The following is a 13,062-nucleotide window of genomic DNA, read 5'->3' as shown; positions in this document are numbered from 1 at the left end:
CCAGCCATGAGGCGCCGGGCGGCGCCTCGGTGATTCTCGTCGAGCGCTGCCATGTCGGTTTCCTCCCAGTCTTCCGTTCCCGCTGAATCCTTTCGCGCGCCGCGCCCGCCGGCGCGGGCGCGCGTCGCATTCGCGCTCGCCGCGGTGCTGACGGGCGTGGGCGCGGGGCTGGGCGGGATGGCGCTCGCTCTGCTGCTGCACGGGATCCAGCATCTCGCCTACGGCTACAGCGCCGCGCACCTGATCAGCGACGAAAGTTTCCTGCAAGGCGTGACCGGCACCACGCCGCTGCGTCGCGTGCTGGTGCTGATCGGCTGCGGCGTGGTCGCGGGCGGCGGCTGGTGGGCGCTGTACCGCTTCGGGCGGCCGCTCGTCAGCATCCGGCGGGCCGTGGCGTCGGACGATCCGCGTCTGCCGCCCGCGAGCACGACGATCCATGCGCTGCTGCAGATCGTCACGGTCGCGCTCGGATCGCCGCTCGGGCGCGAGGTCGCGCCGCGCGAGATCGGCGCGCTGTGGGCCGGGTGGCTCGCGTGGCGCGCGGGACTGTCGCTCGACGAGCGCCGGATCCTCGTCGCCTGCGGCGCGGGCGCGGGGCTCGCGGCGGTGTATAACGTGCCGCTCGGCGGCGCGGTGTTCGTGCTCGAAGTGCTGATCGGTTCGTTCGGCTGGCGTGCGCTCGCGCCCGCGTTCGCCACCTCGGCGATCGCGGCGCTGGTCGCCTGGATCGGGCTCGGCAACGAACACCAGTACCGGGTGCCGGCGCTCGCGCTGACGCCGTCGCTGGTGGTCTGGGCGGCCGTGTGCGGGCCGCTGTTCGGCGCGGCCGCCTGGGGTTTCGCGCGGCTCGCCGAGCGTGCGCGCGGCGCGGCGCCGAAGGACTGGCGTCTGCCGGTGTTCGCGCTGCTCAATTTCGCCTGTATCGGCGTGCTGGCGATGGGGTTTCCGCAATTGCTGGGCAACGGCAAGGGGCCGGCCGGGCTGAGTTTCGACAGCGGCCTCGGGATCGGGCTCGCGGCGACCCTGCTCGCGTTGCGGGTGGCGATCACGCTCGGCAGCCTGCGCGCGGGCGCGGAAGGCGGCCTGCTCACGCCGGGCATCGCCAACGGCGCGCTGCTCGCGATCGTGCTGGGCGGAGCGTGGAGCCTCGCGTGGCCGGGCACGGCGCTCGGCGCGTATGCGGTGGTCGGCGCGGGGGCGTTCCTGGCCGCCTCGATGCGGATGCCGCTGACGGCCGTGGTGCTGATGCTCGAATTCACGCGCGTGGACCACGATTTCCTGTTTCCGATCCTGCTCGCCGTGGCGGGCGCGATCGTGACGGCCGATCGGCTCGCGCGGCGCGTCGACCGCTGACGGCAGGCGCTGCGTGCCATGCGCGCAGCAGCGGGGCGGGCAGCGCGCGCGGATCGTCGATGACGCGCGACGGCGGTGCGAGGCGTCCCGACGCCGATGACGCGCATGTCCATGGCCCGCGCCGCAGGCGATCGCCCGCGTGGCGGAACACGATGCCGGCGTAGCGTCCAGGTCGAGCCGGTCGTCGCCGCAGGCGATCCCGCGGATCCTCGGCTGGCGCTGCCGCGATGACGGCCGGCAAAGCATCGGATCCCGTGCTTCATTCTCCTTTCATCCCGCGCGCCCGTGAGGTCGCGCCGCGTTCGCGCAACCACGGCCGGTCCACGATACGTTGTGATCGCAACCGATTCGATGCGATTGCAGGCAGGCCGCCGCATCGTTTGCAAGGTGCCCGACCACCTTCGGCGCGGCCTCTCTCCGCAGCAATTCAGGTGGTTTTATGCAAGAATCCGCCGGGTTCCCGCGCACTGCCGCGACCGCGAACCCATAGACAGACGAGAGAAGAGGAGACGACAGTTGATTCAACGCATTTCGAGCTTTTTCACCCAGGTCGTGCACCGCGTGCTGCCCGACCCCTTGATTTTCGCGGTGCTGCTCACGATCGCGACTTTCGCGCTCGCGTTCGGCCTCACGCCGAAGACGCCCGCGCAACTGGTGCTGCTGTGGGGTTCCGGGTTCTGGAACCTGCTCGCCTTCTCGATGCAGATGGTGATGATCCTCGTCACGGGCCACGCGCTGGCCAGCTCGGGGCCCGTCAAGCGCGTGCTGGTCGCGCTCGCGAGCGCCGCGCGCTCGCCGGGCCAGGGCGTGATGCTGGTCGCGTTCGTCGCGGCGCTCGCGTGCGCGATCAACTGGGGCTTCGGCCTCGTGCTCGGCGCGATGCTCGCGCGCGAGGTGGCGCGCCGCGTGCCGGGCACGGACTACCGCCTGCTGGTCGCGTCCGCCTACATGGGCTTCCTGAGCTGGCACGGCGGCTTGTCCGGATCGATTCCGCTCGTGGCGGCGACCAAGGGCAATCCGATGGAAAAGACGATCGGCCTGATCCCGGTGTCCGATACGATCTTCACCGGCTATAACGCGTTCATCACGATCGGCCTGATCGTCATGCTGCCGTTCCTCGCGCGCCTGATGATGCCGAAACCGGACGCCGTCGTGACGGTCGATCCGAAGCTGCTCGAGGATCCGCCGAGCGTCGAGCGCAAGCTCGGCCCGGACGCGACGCTCGCGGAACGGATGGAGGAAAGCCGGCTGCTGTCCGCGTTCGTCGCGCTGCTGTGCTTCGGCTTTCTCGGCGTGCGTTTCGCGCAGAAGGGCTTCGCGCTCGACATCGATACCGTCAACCTCGCGTTCCTCGCGGCCGGCATCCTGCTGCACAAGACGCCGATGGCCTATGCGCGCGCGGTGGCCGGCGCGGCGCGCGGCGCGTCCGGCATCATGATCCAGTTCCCGTTCTATGCGGGCATCCAGGCGCTGATGGATCATTCCGGGCTGGCCGGCGTGATCACCAACTGGTTCGTCGACGTCGCCAACGTCCACACCTTCCCGCTGCTCGCGTTTCTCAGCTCGGCCGTGATCAATTTCGCGGTGCCGTCGGGCGGCGGCCACTGGGTCGTGCAGGGGCCGTTCATCATGCCGGCCGCGCAGGCGCTCGGCGCGGACCTCGGCAAGGCGGCGATGGCGATCGCCTACGGCGAGGCCTGGACCAACATGGCGCAGCCGTTCTGGGCGCTGCCGGCGCTCGCGATCGCGGGCCTCGGGGTGCGCGACATCATGGGGTATTGCGTGACGACGCTGCTGTTCTCCGGCATCGTGTTCGTTGCCGGCATGTACCTGTTCTGAGCGGGGCGGTGCGCGGCCGGTGGTTGCCGGCCGCGCATCCTTGTACAGCGCCGTACGATTCACGACAGATAAAGACCAATCTTCGCGATTCCCGGACGGATCTTCCAAAGTGGCTAACCGAAAATGAAAGCGCGCCGTCATCCGGAACCGAACGGGCGTCGCATACGTGAGTTGACGGGCTGAATGGCTGAATGGGATATGGCGCGGATGACGTATCGATTGGCCGTGAAAGCGGAGCCGCGCCCGCGCGCGCCCTCTATCGTGACGACTCCTTCTTCTCCGGAGTCATCCATGAAAGCTGAAGTCCTGTTGCCCGACGCGGTGAACCACGTGACGCTCGACGGCGTCACGGTCCGCAAGGGCAGTGTCGGCGCGTTCCTGGCCAGCGCGCGCGTCTGGGGCGATCCCGCCGGCACGGCGGCCGCGCGCGAGGAGGCGGCGCGCGACCTCGCCGAACTCCTGCCGGCGCTGCGCGCGCTCGGCCTGTTCGACGTGTTCGAGATCCGCGACGCCGCGCTCGCGCGCTTCGTCGCGTCGTGCTGAACGCCGCGTCCGCGTTCAGCGTGCCGGTTCGTCGGTGAGCGTTTTCAGGAACGCGATGATGTCCTGGATGTCCTGCTTCGACATCGCCGGCTGATCGCCGAACCTGCGATCGAACGGCGCGTCGGTCACGTCGACGTTCGCCTGATACTGCGCGGGAATGTCGTCGTACTTGAGGATCTTGCCATCCGGTCCACGTGGATAGAACTTGCCGGGATCGGTGTTGCGCGCATTGTAGAAGTCCATCACCTGATCGAGCGTGTGGTACACGCCATTGTGGAAGAACACGTGGCGCGTGGCCGCGTTGCGCAGCGTCGGCGTGAGGAACATCGCGCAGTACTGGGTCTGGTCCTTGAGGTCCTGGCGGAACGGGCCGCAGATGCCGAGATCGTAGAACGCCGGGTTGTGGTTCTGCGCGAGCGCGCGATTGCGCGGCACGCCGAGCGCCTCGTACTGGTAGTCGGTGAACATCGGCGGCAGGCCGTCGGCGCTCGGCTTCGACAGGTGGCAGCCCGCGCAGTTGGCCTTGCTCGGGTCGTTGAACAGCCGCAGGCCGCGCAGTTCCGCCCGCGTGAGCCGCGCGCGGCCTTCGAGCCAGTGGTCGTACTTGCTGCTGTAGGGATGAAACGACGGGTCCTCGACCTGATAGCGCGCGATCGCGAACATCGCCTCCGATACGGTGAGCCGCGCATCGTTGAAGATGCGCGCGCCGAACAACTGCGTGAACTGGTGCGCGTAGGGCGCCCGCGCGAGCTTGCGCGCGACGGTGTCGATGTCAGGGTTGGCCATCTCGACCGGATTCAGCAGCGGCCCGAATGCCTGCTGCTGGAGCGTGTCCGCGCGGCCGTCCCAGAACATCCCGCCTTGCGGCACCATCTGCGGCGCGGCGGCGACTCCCGCCGTCTTCTGCGCCTTCACGACGTCGGCCGACGAGGCGGCGAGTTGCGCGACGCTGGCCGCGTCGTCGTTCTCCGACGTATCCGGGCCGATGCTGAAGTTCGGCTGGCGATACAGGTAGGTCAGCGAGGGCGGCGGGCGATAGCCGGGCTGCGACAGCGCGCTGCCGCCGAGTTGCACTTCGAGATCGTTCGGCGGGCCGTACGCATGCGCGGGGCTGTGGCACGACGCGCACGACTGGCGGCCCGATGCGGACAGCGTCGGATCGAAGAACAGCGTCTTGCCGAGTTGCGCGACCGCGCTGAGCGGCGCGGCGGCGGGGCGTTGCAGCACCACCGGGTGCGGGTTCGCGCCCGTCAGGTCGGCGACGAATTCGGCGGCCGGCGCGGGCAGCGCGGCCGGGAACGCGGCGGCGAGGGCCGCGCCGCCGAGCGCGACGGCCGCGACGAGCCACGCGACGATGCGCAGCGGGCGGCGCGCACGCTTGGGAGGGGAGTCGGACGACGGGCCGGCGGCCGGACGGGAAGCGGAAAACTCGGTCATGCTGAAGCGGTCTCGTGGCGAAATGTCGGGCTGGCGCCGTGGCGCCAGATAGGCAAAAGGCCGGCGCCAGGCGCCGGCCGTTCGAACGGGCGAAAGGCCGCCCGTTTCGCTCAGGTCAGATCGACGGCGGCGTGGCCACGGCCGTGCCGAGCGTCGGATCCAGATACAGCGTGTTGCTGTTCGCGCTGCCGCTCAGGTTGAGCAGATCGCGCAGATCGCCCGCCGTCGCATCGAACGAACCGCCGCCGATGCGCGTGCTGTTCAGCCAGTTGTCCTCGATGAAGCGGACCACCGAGGCCTGGTCGATCAGCGTGTGGCTCACGTAGTTCTGCTTCGCCCACGGCGAGATGACGACGAACGGAATGCGCGTGCCCGGGCCGCAGCGGCCGTTGACCGTCGCGCCGCCGACGCCCGTCGTCGCGGTGCCGGAGCCGCACTGGGCGTTGCCGTTCAGTTGGTCGATCGCGTCGAACGAGGCGCGCGTCGGCGAAGCGTAGGCGTGGTCGTACCAGCCGTCCGAGTCGTCGTAGGTGACGATCACGGCGGTGTTCTGCCAGTCCGGCTGCTGCTGCAGGAAGTTGATCACCTTGGTGACGAAGGCCTGCTCGTCGAGCGGGTCCGAGTAGCCGGCGTGCGCGTCCTGGGCGGCCGGGGCCTTCAGGAAGCTCACCGACGGGAAGTTGCCGGCCTTCACCGCGGCGAAGAAGTCATCCGTGTCGTACTGGTGGTTCGCCGGCTCGGCCGTCTTGCCGTCGCTCTGCACGCTCGACCCGACCGCCGCGAGCGAGCTGGGGCGCGTGTGCTGCGGATTGGACGTCGATGCGTAGTACTGGAACCAGTTGTGGTGCGGGATGTAGTCGGCGGTCGAGGCGTTGACGGCGGTGGCGATCGTGCTGCGCTTGCAGCCCGTCGTGCCGTTGCCGTTCGTCGTCGACAGGTTGAAGCCGCCCATGAAGCCGCCCCACGTGACGCCCTGCGCGTTCAGCAGGTCGCCGATGTTCTTGCCGGACATCATCGCCTGATCGGTCGTGCTCGAGCACACGTCGTAGCCCGGGTCGACGTCGTTGATCATCGTGTAGCCGGACTGGCCGTCGTTGATGTAGTACGAGCTTTTCGCGAGCGTCGACACGGCCTTCGAGGTCTTGACGATCTGCATGCCGTTGGTCTGGCCGGAAATCACGTTGAGCGCGCCCGGCGTCGACGGACCGTAGGTCGAGGTATAGGCGTTGTCGCTCATCGCGAAGCGCTGCGCGTAGTTCCACAGCGCGGTGACCGTGTTGCCGTCGAAGTAGCCCATCACCTGGCCGGTGGTGCCGAACGCGCCCGCGCCGCCGCTCGAACCCGAGCCCGTGTATTTCGGGAACAGGTCGGCGAGGCCGTTGTCGTAGGCCTGCTGTTCGGCCGTGTACGCGTGGTTCTGGTCGGCCGTCGCGGCCTGCGTGCGGTCGAGGCGGAACGGATTGGCGGCGCCCGCGCCGTTCGCGCTGTTGGCCGCGTTCGGATTCGTGTTCAGCAGCGCGGCCGTGAGGCCGTTGACGGTCGGCGTGCCCGATGCGGCGTTGAAGGTCGGCTCGCCCGACGGGTTGGTCGCGTTCGGATAGGTGCCGAAGTAGTGGTCGAACGATACGTTCTCGCCATAGATCACGACCAGGTGCTTGATGGGCGTGGTGGTCTTGAGCGCATCCTGCGACGACACGACCGGAGTGGTCGACGACGCGGCGGGCGACGAACTGTCGGTACCGCCACAGGCGTAGAGGGCGATGGCCGAACCGGCACACGCCGTGGCGATCAAAGCTCGACGAAGCATCTTGTGGGACTCCATTGGAAAGCCGTCCGTTTATTGACTTCCCCGTATGGGACAGCTCTTGTGGGACGGCATGAACCGAATACGTTTCGGATGTCGCATCGAGGCCGGTCGCGCGTGGTTCGCCCGGGTCCGGCTTCGAAGCAGCAGCATTGAAACAGTTAGGTATGAAGTTATGGAGTCGGAAGGCTTTCGCGGGCGTTACTGCGAATTGTCGATGTAATTACAACGCGGGCGGGCGGGGGCGCGCGCCGCGACCAGTGCGGCATGAAGGTCGCGGCGCGGCGGCGTCAGAACGGACGGCGCGTCGTGCTGTCGTTGGTGAAGTACGCGTCGATCACCTGATAGAAGCCCATCGCGGTGTCGGCGACTTCCCAGACCGCGAGGATCACCTGATAACCCGTGCGCACCGGCAACTGGCATTGGTGAATGGTCGGTTGCTGCGGGACCAGGTTGGCGTTCGGATCCCAGTACGGCTGGCCCGGATTCTGGATCGTGCAGAACGGCGTGGCTTCGAACTGCGCGCGCGTGAGCTTCTGCGTCGGATCCCAGTTCGCGCGGGTGATGAAGTAGTTCCAGCGGCGGGTCTTGTGCACGGCGCTGAATTCCCACTTGAAGCTCTGCACCGCGCCGGAGCGCAGCGGCACCTTGGTCCAGCGATCGGGCGACTGTTCGTCGAGCACCGTGACGCTGCCGCCCGTGCTTGCCCCCGCGATGTCGCCGTCGGGCGGCGGCGGTGCGTTCTTCGCATCGGCCGGCGCGAACGGGTCGGTCAGGCCGCCCTGGGTCGCGGGGAAGAACTTGCCGTTCTCCATCGCGTTGGCCTGCCATGCGTCGATATCGCAGTTCGGGTTCTGGCCCAGCGTGCACAGCACGATGCGCGACGGCGGATCGGTGATGCGGCCGTGCGCGCCGGCGGCGGCGGCGAAGCCGACCAGCAGCGCGCCGGCCAGCGTGCGCACGGCGGCGGAAGTGAGCGGACGTCGGATCAACTGCTTCATGTAACCCCCTCGGATCAAGTGAAGTGACGTGAGGCGGCGCTGCGCGCGGCGAGCCCGGCACGGGTCGTCGCGGCGCGTCGCAGGTATCCCGGGTGGCGGGATCGGTTTGCCCGGTTCCGGCGCGCAGCCGCGCCGGCGCGCGACGATGCGCCTGACGGCTCGCCTGTCGGAATCCGGATCGGGTCATGCAATCGTAAAGCGGGCGACGGCGCCGGGGCGGCGCGCGGCAAGCGCCCGTGCAGCTTGATTGCACGCGCCAAGCTTAGCCTGGATGGGATGGCGGAGGCAGCTACCTAGAATTGGTAGTGTTGGGGAATTGTCGGATATGCAAAACTCGACGCTTTCATTTCCTTATCGAGGCGACGCGACGCGGGGCAAGCTGAAAGCGCGGGCCGTAGGGGGCCGCGAGTGCGTGTCTTGCGCGGGGCGCACGTGATCGCGGCATGCGACCACGTGCCGATGTGCCTGCCAACCCGATCGCGATGCCTCGTCGATGAACCGCGAGCGCGCGCCGCTGCCGTGATGGGCCGCTTCGAATCGCTGCGGCGAACGAAGCAACGCGATGCCCTGATCCGCCTTCTCGACTTGCGCGACGTGGTCACCGCATCGCACGTCGTTTCCATCGCGATTTTCTCGCCTCTTGGTTGACCTATATTGAAGAGCGACCAGGATTGGCGACGTCACGTGCGACGGCGCGTTCCACATGCGGCTGGCGCGGATTCAATCTTTCCGGTGGATTGGCGAGACATGACGAAATCCGAACGGATCAGTATGGTGGTTGCCCTGCTGTCGGCGGTGATTGCCGTTGCGACCGCAACCTTGCCGATCAAACCGGATTATCCGGTGGTGAAGCCGATCGGTTTGTACTGCATCGCGATGCTGGTGTCGTCGATATGCGCACTCATGATCGCGCGGGGCGGTAGACGATGGGCGGCGGTCATCCTGATCTGGATCGCGGCGGGCATCGCGGCCTGCTGCTGGTTCGCCTCGGACACGATCCGCTTCGACGCCGCCACGGACGCCCGGGGCTTCCAATTGCGCGCCGCGCGCCGCGCGCCGCGCGCATGATCTGCGCGTGCTGCTGCCGTCTCCGCTCGATCCGTCGTGCCGGATGCTCGATGAGGATCCCGCGGCCCCGACTCAGGCCGTGCAGATTGATTGGGACAGGGCGACGCCCATGATCGAGATTCAGCGCTTCGCGGCGCCGCAGGGGCTCAGCGTGATCTGCGACCGGCCGCTCGACATGCAGCGCGTGAGCGTCGTCGTGCGCAATGAACCGGATGCCGTGAATAGGCTGTCCGTCGCGGCGATGTCCTTATACCTCGGCTTGATCGGTTTCGTGGGAGTCGCATTATGCATATGCGCAGGCGTGTTCTTGAAGCGGGTGTGACATTGGCCGCGGCCGCATTGGCATGGAGCGGCATGGTCGGGTTCGCTCACGCGGACGGCGTCCTGGATCACCCTGGGCGGGTTGTCGAGTTTCGCACCGGGCGGCCGGTCGCGGCGGACGTCACGGCGTGGCCCGGGCTGAAATCGGGCGATCCGCTCGGCAAGGGATGCCCGACCTATGGCGACACGCCGCTCGACGCCGCGAAATCGCAGGCTGAAAGCGGCATGTTCCGCTTGCGTATCGCGCGATCGAATCCGACCTACACGATCACCTATTGCGCGGGCGACGCCTACTTCCCGCGCGCCGACCTGATGCGCAAGAACGTCGTCAACGGCTCGCTCGTCGAGCCGACGCCGGTGTTGCTGCTGCCGCACGACATCGATCGAACGACTTACGAATCGCTGGTGCGCGATCAGGTGACGGGTGTGCTGAACCAGCTTGCCTATTTGCGCAGCGCGTTTCCCGAGGTATTCGATCGCATCGTCAATCGCGATCTGGAAGAGGCGGGACCGAACGCAGCGGGCCGCACGAAGGCCTTGATACAGGTGCGGGACGCGGTTCGGGACTGGAAGTGACGCGACGTCCGCATGACTGCCGCATGACAGTCGCGCGTCACGACGGTGCGCGCCGGGCCGTTTTCAATGCATCGCCCGCCCCCGAAAAACGATCGATAAATATTCCGCCGAGTTCAATTACACCCTCTATATTGGGATTGCGAAACAATTAGACTCCGTGGGGATATGCCCGCGATGCTGGGGGCATGTCGAAAAAACGCATGGTCCGCGTGCCGCCGACACGATGCGCAACGAGCCGCCACGGCGTTTTCGTTCGAACGAGGAACCCATGAACAAGGAGACGTTATGGCTACCCGATATCCCAGAGGTTGCGATCTTTCGCAAGTGCCCAAGGCAGCGGACATCGCGAAAGTCGATCTGTCCGCGATTCTCGGCGTGGATAGCTCCAATCCCATGCTGCGCCAGCTGAGAATCCAGCAAGGCTTTCTCAAGGCCGAGACGCTGCCGGCCGAATTGCGCGAAGTGGTTCTCCCGCCGCTTGCCGAGAAAGGAGACATCAAATGAGCTCAAGCTCGGTGGACTGGCGCAATCGCTGGGGCTGGCCCTGGCTCACGAACATCAAGGACCAGGGCGGCTGCGGGTCCTGCTACATCTTCTCGGCGGTGGGCGCTTTCGAGGCGATGCTGAGGATCGAGCACGGCGTCTGGTGCCCGCGTTCGGAAGGCGACGTGGGCGATGCGGTCTCGCTCTTCTTCGGCGCGCATTCGAAATGCGCCGGCGGCTCGCCCAACGGCGTGCTCGACTGGATCAAGACCAACGGCGTCGCGGACCCCGGCTGCTGGCCCTATGAACAAACGAGCAGCGTGGCGGAGCCGAGCGCCGACCGGCTCGGCCGCACCTGCAAGCTCGACGGCTACGTGACGCTGGGCGGCGCGGCCGACATGAAGACCTGGATCGACACCAACGGCCCGATCACGGCCTGCTTCGCGTGCTATCCGGAGTTCGACGGCGCGTGCCAGAACAACGAAGTCTATATCTACAAGAACCCGCAGAATCTGCCGAGCGACGGGCATTGCATCGTCATCGTCGGCTATGACGATGCGAAGCAGGCCTGGCTGATCCGCAACAGCTGGGGGACCTCATGGGGAACCGGCGGCTACGGCTGGTTCGGCTACGGCCAGGGTGAGCATGGGCTCGAGTATTACTCGTGCTGCGGCATTCTCGGTTCCGCGACGAATCCCGATCCGTGGTCGAAGCGCCGGCTGCACAACGGCAACATGTACGAGAGCGGCGACGGCAACCTGCATCGCAATTTCGAAGTGTGGGGGCCGGGCCCGGAGAACGCGATTCGCCATTACTACCGCAACGGCCAGACGCAGGCCTGGACGCTGGCGGAGACGCTGCCCAAGGTGTCGCTCGCGCCGAACTTCAACACGAGCGGCTACGATTGCGCGGGTGTGCCGAGCTTCCTCGGATCGACCTACTTCCGCAATTTCGAGGGCGTCTATCTGAGCACCTCGAAGCAGTTGCGCCATTGTTTCTTCAATCAGTTGTCCGGCGCGTGGGTCGACGGCGGCATCTTCGGCCCGAAAGACGCCGCGGGCGTGCCGGGCTTCATCCAGGTCAACAGCAGCGGCCCCGGCAATTTCGAGGTCGTGGTGCGGCGCGCGACGGGCGAGTTGGAGAACTGGTGGCGCGACAATGCGGACAACAACGGCCAGTGGGCATCGAAAGCGACCTTCGGCAGCGGTATCCTGTTGAGCGGCGCGACGCTCACGCAGCGCTGGGCCGCGGGCGGCGGCATGACCATCGGCACGCCGGCGGGGCTTGACCTCGTCTGCGTGGCGGCGGGCAACAAGATGCAGCGCTGGTGGCGCGACGACCCGAACAACAAGGGCTGGGTCGCGTGCGAGACCTTCGGCGCCGACGTCGCGAGCCCGCCTGTGATGATCCGCTCGCAGTATGGCGCGAGCGAGGAAACCGTCCCCGGCAACTATGAACTGTGCGTGGCCGTGAAAGGGCAGATCCAGCACTGGTGGACGCCCGGCAATCCGCAGCCCGGCACGAGCGCCGAGTGGAGCCAGAGCGCGACGTTCGGGACGAACGTCGCCGGTCAGACGGTGACGGCGGTGCTGGGGCTGATCGAGTCGAGCTTCCCGTTCAACCTGGAGCTGGTCGCGGAACTGTCCAACGGCTCATTGCAGCATTTCTGGCGCGACGGAGGCGGGTGGCACGCGGGCCCGGTGTTCGGGTCCGTGCATTGACGGCGGAGTCGCATGGAGCAGCTTGAACTGAACGTGCAGGAGCGCCGTGTCGTCGTGCTTCAAGGGCTCGGCGCCGCGGGTTATCGATGGACGGTGTCCGTCGATGACCCCGGCGTCGTGCGCGTCGAGCGCGCGGCGGCGGAGCCGGCGGCCGCGCCCGGCGCGCCGGGCAGCCGCAGCGTCGACGAACGGTTCGAGATCACCGGCCTCGCGGCCGGCAGGACGATCGTCCGCTGCGTCCAGGGGCGCGCGTTCGAACCGCACGCCGCGCCGCGGGCGTCGCATGAGATCGAGGTGCACGTCGCGTGAGCATTGCGCTCGGGCGTCGCTTGCGCGGGGCGGCCCGAAGGTGGGCCCGATCCGCGCGCGCGACCCTGCGCGGCCGCGCCGCCCTCAGGCCCGGATCGGCATCGCGCTCGTGCACTTGATCTCGTCGAGGCACACGCTCGACTGCACTCCGCTCACGCCGGGAATACGCATCAGCGTGTCGAGCAGGAACGTCGACAATCCCTTCAGGTCCTCCGCGACCACCTTCAGCACGTAGTCGATGTCGCCCGTCACCGAGAAACACTCCTGGATCTGCGCGAGTTCGGCCACGAGCGTCTGGAACTTCGAGAGGTCGCGGATATGGCCGCGCTCCATCGTCACCTGCACGAACGCGGTCACGCCGAAGCCGAGCGTGTCGGGGTCGAGGCGCGTTTCGTAGCGGCGGATCGCGCCGATTTCCTCCAGCCGGCGATGGCGCCGCAGGGTTTGCGCGGGCGACAGGCCGACCGCCTTCGCCAGTTCGAGATTGCTGGTGCGGCCGTGCTCCTGCAGGATGCCCAGCAAGTGTCGATCGATGCGGTCGAGAACAGGTTCCTGCATTTTTATTTCCTCAGACGTCTCCTGGATGCAATCTTATCTCATAATGTAG

14 protein-coding genes are annotated in these 13,062 nt (G+C 67.4%); 10 read left to right on the top strand and 4 right to left on the bottom strand.

The window, feature by feature from the left end; translation table 11 throughout:
* Positions 1 to 51: 51 nt before the first annotated feature.
* The 3 genes from AC1RQF_RS08615 to AC1RQF_RS08605 all read left to right on the top strand — a co-directional run bounded on the left by AC1RQF_RS08615 (position 52) and on the right by AC1RQF_RS08605 (position 3,735).
* Complete coding sequence (locus AC1RQF_RS08615; protein ID WP_273998122.1) at positions 52 to 1,353, top strand: chloride channel protein; 1,302 nt, start codon at positions 52 to 54, stop codon at positions 1,351 to 1,353.
* A 516-nt stretch (positions 1,354 to 1,869) separates the two neighbouring features.
* Positions 1,870 to 3,192, top strand: a complete 1,323-nt coding sequence (locus AC1RQF_RS08610; RefSeq protein ID WP_492871783.1) for a TIGR00366 family protein — start codon at positions 1,870 to 1,872, stop codon at positions 3,190 to 3,192.
* A 291-nt stretch (positions 3,193 to 3,483) separates the two neighbouring features.
* A complete protein-coding gene (locus AC1RQF_RS08605) occupies positions 3,484 to 3,735 on the top strand; it encodes a hypothetical protein (RefSeq protein WP_273998126.1) in 252 nt (83 codons plus the stop codon).
* 15 nt (positions 3,736 to 3,750) lie between these two features.
* On the opposite strand, the gene AC1RQF_RS08600 is transcribed toward AC1RQF_RS08605, so the two are convergent.
* The 3 genes from AC1RQF_RS08600 to AC1RQF_RS08590 form a co-directional block, all read right to left on the bottom strand.
* Positions 3,751 to 5,172 (bottom strand): cytochrome-c peroxidase, encoded by a 1,422-nt coding sequence (locus AC1RQF_RS08600; RefSeq protein WP_273998129.1) that lies wholly within the window; start codon positions 5,170 to 5,172, stop codon positions 3,751 to 3,753.
* A 115-nt stretch (positions 5,173 to 5,287) separates the two neighbouring features.
* Positions 5,288 to 6,979, bottom strand: a complete 1,692-nt coding sequence (locus tag AC1RQF_RS08595) for a phospholipase C (protein ID WP_492871782.1) — start codon at positions 6,977 to 6,979, stop codon at positions 5,288 to 5,290.
* Positions 6,980 to 7,266: 287 nt separating this feature from the next.
* The gene (locus AC1RQF_RS08590) at positions 7,267 to 7,977 is read right to left on the bottom strand and encodes a lytic polysaccharide monooxygenase (protein WP_273998131.1); all 711 of its coding nucleotides are present in this window, start codon (positions 7,975 to 7,977) and stop codon (positions 7,267 to 7,269) included.
* A 522-nt stretch (positions 7,978 to 8,499) separates the two neighbouring features.
* Here AC1RQF_RS08590 and AC1RQF_RS08585 point away from each other — a divergent pair.
* The 7 genes from AC1RQF_RS08585 (at position 8,500) to AC1RQF_RS08555 (ending at position 12,455) form a co-directional block, all read left to right on the top strand.
* Positions 8,500 to 8,625, top strand: a complete 126-nt coding sequence (locus AC1RQF_RS08585; protein ID WP_492871780.1) for a hypothetical protein — start codon at positions 8,500 to 8,502, stop codon at positions 8,623 to 8,625.
* Between the two features lie 126 nt (positions 8,626 to 8,751).
* Entirely contained in the window at positions 8,752 to 9,045 is a 294-nt protein-coding gene (locus AC1RQF_RS08580) for a hypothetical protein (protein ID WP_492871779.1), read from the top strand.
* A gap of 7 nt (positions 9,046 to 9,052) precedes the next feature.
* Positions 9,053 to 9,367 carry a hypothetical protein gene (locus tag AC1RQF_RS08575; RefSeq protein ID WP_492871778.1) on the top strand — a complete coding sequence of 105 codons (315 nt, stop codon included), beginning with the start codon at positions 9,053 to 9,055 and terminating at the stop codon, positions 9,365 to 9,367.
* 32 nt (positions 9,368 to 9,399) lie between these two features.
* Complete coding sequence (locus tag AC1RQF_RS08570; RefSeq protein ID WP_492871777.1) at positions 9,400 to 9,942, top strand: hypothetical protein; 543 nt, start codon at positions 9,400 to 9,402, stop codon at positions 9,940 to 9,942.
* A gap of 285 nt (positions 9,943 to 10,227) precedes the next feature.
* Positions 10,228 to 10,446 carry a hypothetical protein gene (locus AC1RQF_RS08565; protein WP_273998137.1) on the top strand — a complete coding sequence of 73 codons (219 nt, stop codon included), beginning with the start codon at positions 10,228 to 10,230 and terminating at the stop codon, positions 10,444 to 10,446.
* On the top strand, positions 10,443 to 12,146 hold the full coding sequence (locus AC1RQF_RS08560; RefSeq protein ID WP_273998139.1) for a C1 family peptidase: 1,704 nt from the start codon (positions 10,443 to 10,445) through the stop codon (positions 12,144 to 12,146). Before AC1RQF_RS08565 ends, AC1RQF_RS08560 begins: the two co-directional genes overlap by 4 nt.
* Before the next feature lie 12 nt (positions 12,147 to 12,158).
* A complete protein-coding gene (locus AC1RQF_RS08555; RefSeq protein ID WP_273998140.1) occupies positions 12,159 to 12,455 on the top strand; it encodes a protease inhibitor I42 family protein in 297 nt (98 codons plus the stop codon).
* 84 nt (positions 12,456 to 12,539) lie between these two features.
* Here the strand turns inward: AC1RQF_RS08555 and AC1RQF_RS08550 are convergent, their stop codons facing one another.
* Positions 12,540 to 13,013: an Lrp/AsnC family transcriptional regulator gene (locus AC1RQF_RS08550; protein ID WP_273998142.1), complete on the bottom strand. Its 474-nt coding sequence runs from the start codon at positions 13,011 to 13,013 to the stop codon at positions 12,540 to 12,542.
* Between the last annotated feature and the right edge of the window lie 49 nt (positions 13,014 to 13,062).

Source organism: Burkholderia sp. GW821-FHT14F03, from assembly GCF_058803765.1.
This window is presented reverse-complemented; position numbering and strand designations above follow the sequence as displayed.

Coding starts and splice junctions, on each gene's coding strand:
- AC1RQF_RS08615 (WP_273998122.1), top strand. CDS start 52: ATGTCGGTTTCCTCCCAGTCTTCCGTTCCCGCTGAATCCTTTCGCGCG.
- AC1RQF_RS08605 (WP_273998126.1), top strand. CDS start 3,484: ATGAAAGCTGAAGTCCTGTTGCCCGACGCGGTGAACCACGTGACGCTC.
- AC1RQF_RS08600 (WP_273998129.1), bottom strand. CDS start 5,172: ATGACCGAGTTTTCCGCTTCCCGTCCGGCCGCCGGCCCGTCGTCCGAC.
- AC1RQF_RS08595 (WP_492871782.1), bottom strand. CDS start 6,979: ATGCTTCGTCGAGCTTTGATCGCCACGGCGTGTGCCGGTTCGGCCATC.
- AC1RQF_RS08590 (WP_273998131.1), bottom strand. CDS start 7,977: ATGAAGCAGTTGATCCGACGTCCGCTCACTTCCGCCGCCGTGCGCACG.
- AC1RQF_RS08585 (WP_492871780.1), top strand. CDS start 8,500: ATGGGCCGCTTCGAATCGCTGCGGCGAACGAAGCAACGCGATGCCCTG.
- AC1RQF_RS08570 (WP_492871777.1), top strand. CDS start 9,400: ATGGTCGGGTTCGCTCACGCGGACGGCGTCCTGGATCACCCTGGGCGG.
- AC1RQF_RS08565 (WP_273998137.1), top strand. CDS start 10,228: ATGGCTACCCGATATCCCAGAGGTTGCGATCTTTCGCAAGTGCCCAAG.
- AC1RQF_RS08560 (WP_273998139.1), top strand. CDS start 10,443: ATGAGCTCAAGCTCGGTGGACTGGCGCAATCGCTGGGGCTGGCCCTGG.
- AC1RQF_RS08555 (WP_273998140.1), top strand. CDS start 12,159: ATGGAGCAGCTTGAACTGAACGTGCAGGAGCGCCGTGTCGTCGTGCTT.
- AC1RQF_RS08550 (WP_273998142.1), bottom strand. CDS start 13,013: ATGCAGGAACCTGTTCTCGACCGCATCGATCGACACTTGCTGGGCATC.